Source organism: Sunxiuqinia sp. sy24 (assembly GCF_052677165.1).
On record NZ_JBQYLH010000011.1, the window covers coordinates 1 to 14,593 of the forward strand.

Annotated in this window: 9 protein-coding genes; 3 read left to right on the forward strand and 6 right to left on the reverse strand. The window is 43.8% G+C overall.

Going from position 1 to position 14,593, the window contains the following annotated elements:
- Positions 1-491: 491 nt before the first annotated feature.
- Positions 492-1,475, forward strand: coding sequence for a lipoate--protein ligase (locus ACUNWA_RS10710; protein WP_445591904.1), 984 nt, complete (start codon positions 492-494; stop codon positions 1,473-1,475).
- Between the two features lie 114 nt (positions 1,476-1,589).
- Here ACUNWA_RS10710 and ACUNWA_RS10715 read toward each other — a convergent pair whose 3' ends face one another.
- From ACUNWA_RS10715 to accC, 4 genes are all read right to left on the reverse strand, one after another.
- On the reverse strand, positions 1,590-4,007 hold the full coding sequence (locus tag ACUNWA_RS10715; RefSeq protein WP_445591905.1) for an alpha-ketoacid dehydrogenase subunit alpha/beta: 2,418 nt from the start codon (positions 4,005-4,007) through the stop codon (positions 1,590-1,592).
- Between the two features lie 266 nt (positions 4,008-4,273).
- Entirely contained in the window at positions 4,274-5,809 is a 1,536-nt protein-coding gene (locus tag ACUNWA_RS10720; protein ID WP_445591906.1) for an acyl-CoA carboxylase subunit beta, read from the reverse strand.
- Positions 5,810-5,820: 11 nt separating this feature from the next.
- The gene (locus ACUNWA_RS10725) at positions 5,821-6,330 is read right to left on the reverse strand and encodes an acetyl-CoA carboxylase biotin carboxyl carrier protein subunit (RefSeq protein ID WP_445591907.1); all 510 of its coding nucleotides are present in this window, start codon (positions 6,328-6,330) and stop codon (positions 5,821-5,823) included.
- Between the two features lie 11 nt (positions 6,331-6,341).
- On the reverse strand, positions 6,342-7,856 hold the full coding sequence (gene accC / locus ACUNWA_RS10730; protein WP_445591908.1) for an acetyl-CoA carboxylase biotin carboxylase subunit: 1,515 nt from the start codon (positions 7,854-7,856) through the stop codon (positions 6,342-6,344).
- A 380-nt stretch (positions 7,857-8,236) separates the two neighbouring features.
- Between accC and ACUNWA_RS10735 the strand changes: the two genes are divergently transcribed.
- Positions 8,237-9,571 carry an MATE family efflux transporter gene (locus ACUNWA_RS10735; RefSeq protein ID WP_445591909.1) on the forward strand — a complete coding sequence of 445 codons (1,335 nt, stop codon included), beginning with the start codon at positions 8,237-8,239 and terminating at the stop codon, positions 9,569-9,571.
- An 87-nt stretch (positions 9,572-9,658) separates the two neighbouring features.
- Here ACUNWA_RS10735 and ACUNWA_RS10740 read toward each other — a convergent pair whose 3' ends face one another.
- Positions 9,659-11,227, reverse strand: a complete 1,569-nt coding sequence (locus tag ACUNWA_RS10740; RefSeq protein WP_445591910.1) for an ArnT family glycosyltransferase — start codon at positions 11,225-11,227, stop codon at positions 9,659-9,661.
- A gap of 124 nt (positions 11,228-11,351) precedes the next feature.
- On the opposite strand from ACUNWA_RS10740, the gene ACUNWA_RS10745 reads away from it, so the two are divergent.
- On the forward strand, positions 11,352-12,296 hold the full coding sequence (locus ACUNWA_RS10745; RefSeq protein WP_445591911.1) for a glycosyltransferase family 2 protein: 945 nt from the start codon (positions 11,352-11,354) through the stop codon (positions 12,294-12,296).
- A 9-nt stretch (positions 12,297-12,305) separates the two neighbouring features.
- Here the strand turns inward: ACUNWA_RS10745 and ACUNWA_RS10750 are convergent, their stop codons facing one another.
- Complete coding sequence (locus tag ACUNWA_RS10750; protein ID WP_445591912.1) at positions 12,306-14,534, reverse strand: sensor histidine kinase; 2,229 nt, start codon at positions 14,532-14,534, stop codon at positions 12,306-12,308.
- Positions 14,535-14,593: the final 59 nt, after the last annotated feature.

Sequence of the window (14,593 nt, forward strand, 5' to 3'; positions counted from 1 at the left end):
TGCTTACTGGGGGCAAGTAAAACAAGAACTGATTATTAAATTTGAAGAACGATGCCAACTAAAACTGTAATAGCAAAAATAGAATTGACACAGTTTGTTGAACACTACCGGGAATTTTGGGTAGATTTATTGAACGAAAAAAAAGAATTGAATTTAAGCTCACGCCCCTTCAGGGCTGGGGCATTGTCAATACCCAGGCAACAGGGCGTTGCCCTGCCCTGATGCTTATGCACCGTTGGTGCGGGGGAGGTCGGTTTTTGCGAGAGGCATGAGGAAAAGGAATCAGCGGATCGGAATCCGCTGCATTCAAAGCCCAACGGGCTTGTAGCAATCGCATAGGGCATCGCCCTATAAATACGGATGCCACAACAAACATCGCCCTGAAGGGGCAGTAGCCATTTATGAACCCAACCAATTAGTCCGTATTCGTGATGGATCGTTTTGCGGTTACCGTTTAAAAACTTCTATTTTTGGAGAAAAATTGATGATTTATGCTGATTATTGACTCGCCTTCGAACAACGCTTATTTCAATATTGCTGCCGAAGAATATTTATTGCATCACTATCCTGAAAAGGAGCTGTTTTTGCTGTATGTGAACGCGCCATCTATTATTGTGGGCCGATTTCAGAATACGCTTGCGGAAATCAATCTCGATTATGTTACCGAAAACCAGATTAAGGTTGTTCGGCGACTGTCGGGCGGAGGAGCGGTATATCATGACTTGGGTAATCTGAATTTTTCATTCCATACCACACAGGGATCGGATGATTTTTCAGATTTTTCGAAATTCACGCAACCGGTGGTTGATTTGCTCAATGGACTGAATGTGCCGGCTCGGTTGGAAGGACGAAATGATTTGCTGGTTGATGGCAAGAAGTTTAGCGGAAATGCCAAATTGGCCCGTAATGGTAAGATGATTCAGCATGGCACCATTCTGCTGAACTCGGAGATGCAGGTTTTGAGCGAGGCTTTGAAAATTAATCCGCTGAAGTTTAAAGATAAAGCGGTCAAGTCGGCTCGTGCTCACGTTACCAATCTGATTGATTATCTTCCCGGGGGGATAACCCTTGACAAATTCAAGCAATTGTTGATCGACCAAATCGTGAAGGAAAATGAGGCAAGCACAATTCATAGCCTTAATCCTGGCGAAGTGGCTAAAATTGAACAGTTAGCCGCTGAAAAATACAGTACCTGGGATTGGAACTTCGGGGGATCGCCCGCCTACAACTTCAAGAAAGCTATAAAAGTGCCTGCAGGATTTATCGAACTACACCTGGATGTCAAAAAGGGAGTGATTCAGCAAGCTCGAATTTTTGGTGATTTCTTTGCTTCCAAACCAATTGAAGAGTTGGAGGAAAGGCTTATTGGTGAAGCTCATGAAATAGATACCATGAAACGCGTTCTTTCATCGGTTAAGCTAACCGACTATTTTGGGAAGGTGAGTCTGGATGAACTCGTTACCTTGTTTCAATAAACATCATTGTTAAAGGTTGTTCTGCGGATAAGAGAACGAGCTTACTTCAAACTAAAATAGACTTTCCTCGCAGCAAATGAGCCGCGAGGAAAGTCTATTGTTTGCTTTTTTCGATTAATGCAAGCTTGGGTATTTTTTTATATCCACCTCGCGCATCATTTCGTAAATGTTTTCAAAGATTTGCTCCACATTGGGCTTGGAGAAGAATTCGCCGTCGATACCGTAAGCCGGGCGGTGCTCTTTGGCCGAAAGTGTTCGTGGTGCAGTGTCGAGGTAATTGAAGGCTTTCTGCTCTTCCATCACTTTCTGCATCATGTAAGCCGTGCCTCCTCCGGGTACATCTTCGTCTACAAAAATCACCTTGCCGGTCTTCTTGATCGATTTTAGAATATGGTGGTCTACATCAAAAGGCATCAGGGTTTGCACGTCAATTACTTCTACTGATATTCCTTTGGTTTGTAAAAGTTCGGCCGCCTTAACGGCGTGGTTCACATTCCAGGCGTAGGTTACCAAGGTAACGTCCGATCCTTCAACCATCACTTCAGGTACGCCGAGCGGCACGGTGAACTCGCCCAAGTTGTCGGGCAGCGTTTCTTTCATATTGTAGCCTTTCAGCGGCTCAATAACCAGGGCAGGGTCGTTGGCTGCGAGCAAGGTGTTGTAAAAGCCCGCCGCCTGGGTCATGTTACGCGGAACACACAAGTAGAGGCCGCGCAGGGAGCCCAGCAGCATTTGCATGGGCGATCCGGCATGCCACATGCCCTGCAGCTGATGTCCGCGAGTACGAATGATGAGCGGAGCAGCCTGCTTGCCTTTGGTGCGGTACTGCATGCTGGCCAGATCATCGCTCAAAGTAGAGTGGGCGTAGATGAGGTAATCAAGGTACTGAATTTCGGCAATGGGACGAAATCCGCGCATGGCCAGTCCAACACCTTGTCCGATGATAGTGGTTTCGCGGATGCCCGCATCGGCTATCCGGTGGGCTCCATATTTCTCCTGCATGCCTTTCATGCCTTGGTTTACGCCTCCCAAGTTTCCGGTGTCCTGTCCGAAGGTGACCAAGTTGGGGTACTTTTGAAACAGCACATCAAAGTTCTTATTCAGAATGCCTGCCCCATTCAGCGTTTCGGGCTGTTCGCCATAGGTAGCGGGTATTGCTTCCACTTGGAGGGCCGAGTCAGCGCCTTCGCGATAGAGTTGCTGGTTGTAAAAACCAGCGCTTTTCGTTTTAAATGCTTCAATCCATTGATTTAGCAGCGCACGTTCCGGGGCTATTTTTTCATCGAGGTGGATGTCGAAATAAATTCGTTGAGCCAGGCTGAGGTATTTTCGTCGGGTGGGGAATGTACGTTGTTTGATTTCTTCCAGTTCGTCCAGGTGATCTTGTGTTCCTTCGGATTGCTTTTGGAGCTGAATCAGAATTTGCTCCAAATCGTTGGCTTCCTGCAAATAGCCACTGGTGTAGTTATTCCAGGCTTTTTTGCGCGCCTCACGGGCACGTGTCTCCGCCTTTTTCTCCAAAGCAGTGATGGTGTCCATATCGGTCTGACCCGTTTCAATCAGCCATAGTTTGAACTGGTAGATGCCATCGTATTCTTTTTCCCATTCCAGGCGCTCTTTGCTTTTGTAGCGTTCGTGTGAGCCCGAGGTGGAGTGCCCTAGCAACTGGGTTACCTCTTGTATGTGAAACAGCACGGGCGTATGGGTTTTCCTGCATTGCTTGATTCCTTCAGAAAAGGTTTTCACCAGCTCCGGATAATTCCATCCTTTGCAAGTGTAGATTAAGATGCCGTTGGTATTCTTCTGTTTCTGAAAGCCTTTTAACGCTTCTGAAATACTGGACTTCGTGGTTTGAAGTTCGATAGGAACGCTGATTCCAAAACCATCGTCATAGACCGCCACAGCTAAAGGAACCTGCATAACCCCCGCGGCATTGATCGTTTCAAAAAACATGCCTTCCGATGTGCTGGCATCGCCAATGCTTCCGAAGGCCACTTCGTTTCCGGTAACATTGTTGTTCATTTGCTTTTTCAGAGACTTGTCTTCGCGTACAATTTTTGAGGCTTGCGCCAGCCCAAGCAGACGGGGCATTTGGCCTCCTGTTGAGCTAATGTCGGAGCTCGAATTGTAGCGGATAGCCAAATCCTTGATTTCTCCTGCAGCGTTGATATTAGCCGTACAAAAATGATTGTTGAAGTTTCTTCCCCCTGTCGAAGGGTTGATCTGATCATCGGTATCACCATAAATCATGGCAAAAAACTCCTCAGGCTCCATCAATCCTAGTGCCAGCATAAAGGTCTGGTCGCGATAATAGCCTGATCGCCAATCTCCTTTCTGGAAGGTTTTGGCGTAGGCAATTTGAGCCACTTCCTTGCCGTCTCCAAAAATCCCAAAATGGGCGCGGCCATTGTGTACCTCTCGTTTTCCCAAGATGCTTAATTGGCGACTTAAGTAAGCGACATAATAGTCGTTCAGCACTTCGGTGTTCTTTTGATCGCTTGCTGTGAGCATTCCGGCTTTTTCTAGAAGCATTGATTGTATTTTAGTGATTAAGACTATTCGGTCTGAAATACCATAAACAACGTACATCCTTTGTATTTGTTTAGCGTATTGCAGCATGAAAGGGCAGATTTTAGCTTCTGAACAGGAACGGGTTTTGGGTGAATAGATTAACGTTTTGGAAGGGAAATGTTTAGCTGTTTTGCCCTGATACTTTATTCAGGATGAAGTATGGGTGAGGAGATGAAAAAAATGCCCGAAGACAAATTGGGTTTTCGGGCAGTCCTTTTCAATAGGAGTTATAGTGGAATATTTCCGTGTTTGCGTGGCAAATTGGATTTACGCTTGTTACGCGTCATATCCAGTGCATTGATGATTTTGATCCGGGTATCTTCCGGGTAAATGATTTCATCGATATAACCCAGCGAAGCTGCCCGGTAGGGGTTTGCAAAGGCCTCGCGATATTCTTCAACCGCTTTGGCTTTCTCTTCTTCGTTGGTAATGTTGCGATTGAGAATGTTGATGGCTCCCTCGGGCCCCATAACAGCAATCTCGGCTGTTGGGTAAGCGTAGTTGATATCGCCGCCAATGTGCTTGCTCGACATCACATCATACGCACCACCATAGGCTTTACGGGTGATCAGCGTAATTTTAGGAACTGTTGCTTCAGCAAAGGCATACAGTAATTTGGCGCCGTGTTTGATAATTCCACCAAACTCCTGTTGTGTTCCGGGCAGGAAGCCAGGCACGTCGACCAAGGTGACTAAAGGGATATTGAAGGCATCGCAGAAACGCACAAAGCGAGCTGCCTTGGCCGATGAGTTAATGTCGAGCACCCCGGCCAGCACCGAAGGCTGGTTTGCAACAATACCAACTGATTTGCCACCAAAACGGGCAAAGCCAATGATCATGTTGCCTGCGTAGTTGGGCTGAACTTCCAGAAAGTGTTCATCATCAATAATCTTAAAAATGATATCTTTCATATCGTACGGTTTGTTCGGATCAGCCGGAACAACATCATGCAGAGCTTCGAGTTTGCGATCAATTGGGTCGGTTGTGGTTTGAACAGGGGGATCTTCCATGTTGTTGGAAGGGATGAAACTCAACAGTTCGCGCACCATCATAATCGTTTGCTCTTCGCTATCGCCTGTAAAATGAGCGACTCCACTCTTGGAACTATGAGTTACGGCTCCTCCTAAATCTTCTTTGGTCACATTTTCATGAGTGACGGTTTTGATAACATCGGGACCGGTAACGAACATGTGGCTGGTTTCATTAACCATGAAAATGAAATCGGTCAGGGCGGGGGAGTATACCGCTCCGCCGGCGCATGGCCCCAAAATGGTGCTGATTTGCGGAATGACACCGGAGGAAAGCACATTGTTGTAAAAGATGTCGGCATAGCCAGCCAGACTTTGCACGCCCTCCTGAATACGAGCACCACCTGAGTCATTCAGTCCTATTAGGGGAGCGCCGTTTTCAATGGCCATTTTCTGAATTTTGACAATCTTATCGGCATTGGAACGGCTCATGGTTCCTCCGAAAACAGTGAAGTCCTGGGCAAAAACATAGATTAACCGATCGTGGATTTTTCCATAGCCTGTTACGACACCGTCACCCCGAAATTTCTTTTTGTCGATTCCAAAATCGGTTGCGCGATGAAGCACAAACTTGTCAACTTCATTGAATGTGCCGGGATCCAGCAGTTCCTCTATCCGCTCGCGAGCAGTTTTTTTGCCTGCTGCATGTTGTTTTTCAATACGTTCGTGCCCACCACCAATTTCAGCTTCTTTATTGAGTTGTTCAAAATATTCAAACTTGTTTTTTAAATCCATAACTTCTTAGATTATTCAATTTCAATCAATACTTGGTTTGACTCAACCGTGTCGCCATCGGCAACATTAACCGCTTTAACCACGCCATCAACAGCTACTTTGTATTCACTTTCCATTTTCATGGCCGAAATGATGACCGCTGTTTGTCCCTGGCTTACTTCTTCACCTTCTTTTACCAGTACTTTTACAATCTTCCCAGGCATGGGTGCCGTGATTTGTTTCTCACTTTGCGTAAGCGTTCCCGCACCACGATTACGGATATAGCGTGCCTCTGCATCGATCACTTCCAAATCGAAGGTATTGTATAAAGTGTGTGCCGTATAGGTTTTCGGCTTTTGTGACGGAACCAGCGAAATATTGTGTGAGCGGTTGTTTTCGATAATTGAAAAAGTTCCTTCGTCATTGTGCATCAAGTCCACGTTATAAACCTTGTCATCGACCATGATTTCGATGAGATTTTCATTTTGGTTTAAGATTTTGACAGATGCAATGCGATCACCTAATTTTATTTCAATAGGCATAATAGTCTGTTTTATAAACGATCAAAATTCTTTTGGTAAGTATATTTTTTCCATCGATTTTTAGCCGGATTGAGCTCTTTCGTAGGAATCACTTTGTTTTTCCGGTTCATAAAGTCGAAATACGCGGCAATGATGACCATGTCCTGGCATTCATCTTCGCAGGAATTGTCGGCTAGCAAGGTATTTCTATTCTTTTCGATGAAATTGGTATCATAATTTCCTGAGATGAAATCTTTGGAATCCATGATCCGTTCCAGAAACTTCAGCGAAGTTCTGATTCCGGTGATTTTGTATTCATAAAGAGCTCTTCGCATGCGTTGAATAGCTTCGGCCCGGGTTTCGGCCCACACAATCAGTTTGGAGATCATGGGATCGTAATGGATCGGAATTTCATAGCCTTCATACACATAGCCATCAGTACGAACCCCTAAGCCCAAAGGCTGGGTGATGGAGTGAACTCGCCCCGGGCTAGGCATGAAATTATTGTCGGAATCTTCAGCATAAATCCGGCATTCAATGGCGTGCCCCTTTTGTTTTAGGTCACTTTGCAAAAGATTTAGGGGTTGCCCTTCAGCGACCTGTATTTGCTTTTTTACCAAATCGACTCCGGTAACCCGCTCGGTAATGGGATGTTCCACCTGTAGGCGGGTATTCATCTCCAGAAAGTAATAGTTCAGGTCGTTGTCAACCAGAAACTCGATGGTTCCGGCTCCCACATATTGGACTGCTTTGGCCGCATCAACGGCATGTTTGCCCATTTGTTCGCGGAGCTCTTCGGTCATTAACACCGACGGTGTTTCTTCTACCATCTTTTGGTGTCTTCGCTGGATCGAGCACTCCCGTTCGAATAAATGAATGGCATTCCCGTGTTGGTCTCCCAGTATTTGAAATTCAATATGATGGGGGGAGGTGACATACTTTTCAATGTAAACGGCATCATCGCCAAAGGAATCCAAGGCTTCGGAGCGGGCTGACCGAACAGCAGCGATAATGTTCTCTTCTTTTTCAACCAGACGCATGCCTTTTCCACCGCCACCGGCTGACGCTTTGACCATCACTGGCAGTCCAATGTTTTTGATGGTTTCAATGGCCTCATCTTCCGATTGAACGGCTTCTGTAGTGCCGGGAACGACTGGAACACCGGCAGCGATCATTGCCTTTCGAGCTTCAATTTTATCACCCATTTTATCAATGACCTCGGGAGCTGGCCCGATGAAAATGATGTCCTTGTCTCTGCATAGTCTGGCAAACTTGGCATTTTCGGATAAAAAGCCGTAGCCAGGGTGAATAGCATCGGCTTTTGATTGTAAAGCAACTTCAATAATTTTATCAGCTTTTAGATAACTGTCTTTTGATGGGGCCGGACCAATATGGAAAGCTTCATCAGCATAGCGAACATGCATCGAAGTGCGGTCGGCATCAGAAAAAACAGCAACAGTTGCTATGCCCATTTCACGGCAAGTGCGCATGATGCGGACAGCAATTTCACCCCGGTTGGCAACCAGGATTTTGTGGATTTTCCTCATAATAAACTTTTAATACTTCAAAAATTTGTATTATTAGATCGTCTCTTTCTAATTTTTAAGTCTACCATAAAAACCATATTCGACTTAAAATGTTTCTCAATTTCTTTATTTATTCACGGAATCCTCCAAAAATGGATGTGTTAGAAAACCTATTCGTAGGGTAAGTTATGTCGATTTGTTTGTTATTGGGAAAAATCTGTATCAACAGGGGGCAACGATCAACTGGGCTTAGCCTTTATTAAAATGCTTCAATTTAATTACTGGTTTCCTTTATAAAACCAAAGCATCGGCTTATTTTTGCGCGTTTTAAGGCAAGGGCTGTATTCTTGAACCGTTGTCTTGTAGAATGGTTAAAATCTGTTTAAATTGAATTTGATCCAGTGAATTTTTCTGATTATATCCCCTTGTACCGAAGAAGCTTGCATTTGGCTTTTCCGGTGATTTTATCTCAAGTAGGCCAGGTTACGGTGAGTTTGGTTGATAATATGATGGTCGGTCATGTAGGAACGGTTGAGTTGGCTGCAGCGGCTTTTTCAATCAATATTTTTCATATTGGCATGCTTCTCGGAATTGGAATAACCCTGGGTTTGACGCCTTTGGTTGGGCATGTTTACAGTCAGAAAAAAGAACAGGAGGTGGGCGAGTACCTTAAGAATGGCTTGCTGGTTCATGGAATTACGACCTTGCTGATTACCGTAGTCATGGCATTTTTAAGCTTATTTCTGAACCGGATGGGGCAGCCAGCCGAAGTTGTAGAGCAGGCACGTCCTTATTACTTGTTGCTGGTAGCTTCTTTGTTTCCCATGCTTATTTTCTACACGTTCAAGCAGTTTCTGGAGGGCGTGGGAAACACTAAAATAGCCATGTACATTACGCTCACTTCAAATTTGGTCAATATTATTTTGAATTATTTACTGATATACGGGAAGTTTGGTTTTCCGGAGTGGGGACTTATTGGTGCCGGTATTGCGACGCTTATTTCACGAATCATGATGCCTTTGATGTTGATTCCATTCATTTTGAAGAATAAGCAGTACAAACGAGAATTTAGGATTGCCTACCATGCCAGAGTTAAGCTCAAAATGCTAAAAGAAGTGTTTGCTGTTGGGTTTCCAATTGGATTGCAGATTATTGTTGAAGTGAGCACCTTTAGTTTTGGTGCTATCATGATGGGATGGATCAGCAAGGAAGCACTGGCGGCTCACCAGGTGGCTATTGGTCTGGCTTCGTTTTCTTATATGATTAGCCTGGGACTGGGTGCCGGGACTACCATTTTGGTTAGCCATAACCGAGGGACAAACGATCGCTTACAATTGCGCAGGAGTATTTATTCTTCCTTCCATTTGGTGATTCTGTTTATGGCATCAATGGGGATTGCATTTGTGCTGTTGCGACACCAGCTCCCATTTCTGTTTACCGAAGACCCCGCAGTGGTGGCAATTGCAGCCAACCTGTTGATTGTGGCTGCTCTTTTTCAGGTGTTCGATGGTATTCAGGTTGTTTTGCTGGCGTCCTTGCGAGGGCTGTCTGATGTTAAGCAGCCCATGTTTATGGCTTTTATTAGCTACATGGGCTTTGGCTTGCCTATAAGTTACCTCTTTGGTATTGTGCTTGGATTTGGGGCGATGGGGATATGGATTGGCTTTTTAAGTGGATTGGCTTTTGCCTCTTTGCTTTTCTCATTCCGACTAAAAAAGCACCTTCATCTCGACTAACAACAACGCATCTAATTCAACCCTTGTTGGTTTTTCGAAGCGCAGCATATGAGTTGGGAAACGAAAGTGCTTTATTCGGCTGACTCGCTATTTCTTTCGAGTTAGCAATACGGTTGTGGGGCGTTCCATAATGTCGCGTGATGAAAAGGTAACCTCCATATCGTTGGGCAAACGAACGCCCTCTAGTTTTCGTTTGGTGGAAATGATCACCCCGTCAGGGTACTCATTGAAGAAATTGGCGAACTGATCAGCCTCTACAAACTCAATTTCCCTCTGAAGGTAAAAGGCAAAGGATGGGTTGAATTTTTGGAAATACCGAACCTCTTTGCTTTCCAGCAAATGGATGCTTTTAACCACCGGATTTTCCTGATCAATTTTTGGAAATACAATGGCAATAAAACAGAGAGCGCCCAATATTGTGCTCAGACCAACGACCTGTAGCGACTGTATGATCTGCTGTTTTGAAAATAAATAATACGCTGCAATCATTCCCAGTGGAATGGGAAGAAAATAGAAAGCCAGGTAGTTTAAATGAGCTAATGCAGGATCAAACTTAATACCTATGTATAAAGCCGGAACTAACAGAAGGCTGAAGATGAGAAGTCCCAGCATGCTGCCTTTCAGACGGGATTCGTTAACTTTAAGCTGCGACAGCCATAAGCCTAGAAGAATGGCGAAAAAAGGATAAGCGGGCACCGTATAGTTGGGTAACTTGGTTCGGGAAATGGAAAAGAACACGACAATCGTGATTCCTGTCACCAAGCTTAGCAAGGTGAAATCGTCTTTACGGTTGGCAAAGGCTTTCTTTATCGCTTGAATAATGAAAGCTGAAAAAGGGAACAGGCCTATCAATACAAAGAAAAGCGTAAGGATAAATAAGCCTCCATGGCCTTCCATTTCGCTGGAAAAGCGGCCTAAGTTGTGTTTAAGGAAGAACCCTGCGGACCATAAGCCATTGGTTTTTAGGTGCACTAAGATATACCACGGCAGGGCAATCAATAAAACAATAGCTGCACCCATAAAAGGGCGCAATTGTTTAATCTCACTCCATTTAAATCGTTTGCTTAAAATCAGGAATAACAGGAAAACCAATCCAGGTAACCCAATGGCTACTGGACCTTTCGACAAGGTGCCCAATCCAATGGATGCATATAACAGCAATAAATCGATGAACCGTTTTTCTTTTACGGCTGCATAAAAGGCGTAGATACTGGCTGTGAAGAAAAAGATCAGGTAAGGATCGGGAACAGCCAGGTGAAACTGGATGGTAAGATGAATGGATGACAGCAATACAAAACTGCTCCAAAGGGCTGCTTTTTCAGAATGAAAACGGCGGACAAACAAAAAGGTAATCAAAATGGTGAGCGCTCCAAAAACAGCTGAGAAAAAACGTGCAGCAAAAGCGTTTACCCCGAAAATAGCATAACTCAGCATCATGAAAAAGTAATGCAAAGGTGGCTTGTCGGTACGTAGCTCCTGATTGAAGGTGGGGACAATTACATCGCCCCGTTCAAACATTTCGGCAGCACAGGTTGAATTTTTGGCTTCATCCAGAATATAGATACTGCTCGCTCCAAGATTTGATAGATAAATGACTAAGGCAAAGAGAAAAATGAACCAGGGATAATATTGGGCGATTTTTATTTGTTTGAGCATGAGTTGAATTCGATTTTAATGAGCATTCTATTAGATAACTTTCAGCCTTTTTCTTAATTTCGTGCCGCTAAATAATAAAAAATTTCGGCAAAGATATCCTTTAATCGCCATAAACAGAAAATCTATGAAGCAATTAAGTTTGGTTATTTGTGTTTACAACGAAGAGTTAAACATTAGACCACTTAGCGAACAAATAAAAACTGCCCTACAAGATTTCGATTACGAAGCCATTTTCGTTGACGATGGTTCAACCGATCGGACTCGTGAAGAAGTGAAAGCGATTAATGATGAGCATTTTTTGCTGCTTGAGCTGAAAAAGAATTACGGACAAAGCTCTGCTCTTCAGGCTGGTATTGATGCCGCTTCAGGTGAATATGTGGCTTTGATTGATGGTGACTTGCAGAATGATCCGAATGATATTCCCATGATGCTAAAAATGGCAATCGAAGGGGAGTGGGATATGGTTGCCGGCGTGCGCGCCAATCGGAAAGATGGCGCTTTTTTGCGTAAACTTCCCAGCAAAGTGGCCAACTACCTTATTCGTGAAGCCACCGGAATTCGGATGAAAGATTTGGGCTGTACATTAAAAGTGTTCACCAACGAAGCGATCAAAAGCATTCATATTTATGGCGAATTACATCGATTTATTCCGGCGCTTTTGGCCTTGGAAGGATCTACCCGTCTCACCCAGGTTGACGTGAATCACCGGGCTCGCGAGTTCGGAAAATCAAAATATAATCTGAGTCGGACCACGCGCGTATTTAGTGACCTGGTTTTAATGGTTTTCTTTAAAAAATACATGCAGCGCCCGATGCATTTCTTTGGCGGAATCGGTATTGTTACCCTTGGAATTGGTTTTTTGATCAATTTCTATCTTCTGATTTTAAAGCTTTTTGGTTGCGACATTTGGGGTAAGCCAATATTGATTTTGGGAATGATTCTGGTCATGGGCGGCATTCAGTTTATGACCATTGGAATTGTAGCTGAAATGGTGATGCGCACATACTACGAAGGTCAAAATAAAAAGCCTTACCGCGTACGTCGCTTAATGGTTACCAAGCAGGATTAGTGGCTGCTCTTAGGCTTCAACTAATTCTTCTGTAGCGGGAATGGTAAAGTAAAAACGAGCACCTTCACCTTCGGAAGACATCACCCAGATATGCCCACCAAGTTTTTCAACTAAGGAGCGGGTGATTGAAAGTCCGAGGCCAGTACCTCCGGGATTACGGTTGGCATGTTCCTCTATTTGCTGAAAGGCCGAGAATATCTTCTGCTGCTTGCTGGCAGGAATACCGATACCGGTATCCTTAACAAAAAACTGGATTATACCATCTTCCCGATATTTAAAGCCAAACTCGATAGCTCCTTGGTCGGTGAATTTGATCGCATTACCCAGTAAGTTTAGCAAGATTTGCTTTAAACGAACAGCGTCTGTTGAGATGATAAATTCGGATGCTTGAGTTTCTTTCGCCAGGATTAGTTTGAGATGAGACTTTTGATTATTCTCCAGTTGATTTTTTACCAATTCATGAACATCTTCCAATATATTAATCAAATTACAATCTTGCTTTTTAATGATTAGCTGGTTGGCCTCAATCTTACTCAAATCAATAATATCATTGATCAGCGTGAGGAGATGTTCTCCGTTGGTTTGAATGTGCCGGATAAACTCTTGCCGTATGTTAACTTCCGAGGCATACTCTTCAAGCAAAGACGAAAAACCTAGAATACTGTTCATCGGGGTTCTGATTTCATGGCTCATGTTGGCTAGAAAAGCAGATTTTAACCGGTCGCTTTCTTCGGCACGTTTTTTTGCTTCAATCAATTCTTTCTCAGCTTCAATCCGCTTCGATATATCATGAATAATGGCATAAAGGTAGGTATTATTATCAAAGAAAACTTTTCCGCAGTGAATCTCTACTTCTTTTATACTGCCATCTTTGAGTTGGTGTTTTTGTTCAAATTGATTGTTTTGCTTTTGAGACTGCACAAAAAAGGCATTGATGTCAAGTTGTGGTAGTTGACATAGATCACGAAAAGATCGCTTTTTGAGCTCTTCATGGCTGTACCCATAGAATTTAGCGGCAGCCTTGTTGGCTCCTCTTATTTGTTGCGTGTTACCATCAATTAGTAACATGATGGAATGGTTTTCATTGAAAATGGCCAGGTAATTTTCAGCGGTCATCCGCATAGCTCTTTCCGACTTACGTTTGGTATTTACGAAATAGATAATCAACAAAAGCAAAAGAAAGAGTCCCAGAATGGTCGTCGTAATTTTTAATAATTCGATGTGTGAAATTTCAAGAGTCTGTTTGGGATGGTTTATTATCCTCACTCGTTTGGGGACCAGGTTGGGCTCAATTTTGTGTTTGGTTAGCTGCTTGTAATCAATTAGGTTATGAGTAGGTATATTGTCACTTACCTTAAAGTTGGCAATGGGTGCTCCGGCCAATACCTGCTTAGCCATTAGGCAGGCTGCATACATGTGGTCGTAATAGTTTACGTTTGTGCCCCCCATAAATCCGCGGCCAACGCCTTCGTCGTATGCGTAGTAGATGATATTTGTTGTGCTTTTTGTCAGTAGATCAATAATTTGGTTGGGGCCCAGATAATAGTCTTTGAGCCGGTAGGAAGCCAATAGCAGAACTAAATCGTTGGGCGCTATATTCTTCAGTCTGTTTGTCAGCTCATCAAGGGTAAAATGGCTGCTGTTGATGGTTTCGTAGGTGAATGTTGGGAACAGGCTTATTTCTTGCTTAAAAAGCTTATAATCCGCTAAACCTGTCGTTGTATTATCGGTAATAACCTGCAAATGACTTTGATTTGGGTGAAGAGTCTGAATGAGGCTCAAGGTACTTTCAAGAGCCATATTTTCAATAAGCCCAGTCACCCATGGATTGTTGTTCTGTTCTAAAGCCTTTTCCTTGTTATTCACTCCCCAAAAAATAATTGGGGTTTCTTTAAATAATCGAGTCTGGTACTCCAGGCAGAACTCAACGGCATTGTCGTTACAGGCAATAACCAGGTCATAAGGATGTCGACCCTTTTGCTTGGTTTGAATTTGTTGAAAGATATTGAACTTCAATTGTCCTTCGGGGTAGCGCTTTGAATCCAGGAATTCGGTGTCAATATAATAATCCTTTTCAGGGAAAAATTCATTGAGAGCCACTTGAGATTCTTGATAAATATGAAAGTTGGCATTACAGGAATAGATAACGAGCAGGCTTTTTTGTTCCGCTTTTCCTTGGCTGGGATTGATGCAGAATATTAGCGTACTAAGGATTAAATATGTGGTCAGTCGTTTCAAGTGGGCTAGGGATTGATGAGACAAGTTAGTTGCAGACTATAAAAGTAGCTATTTTTTGT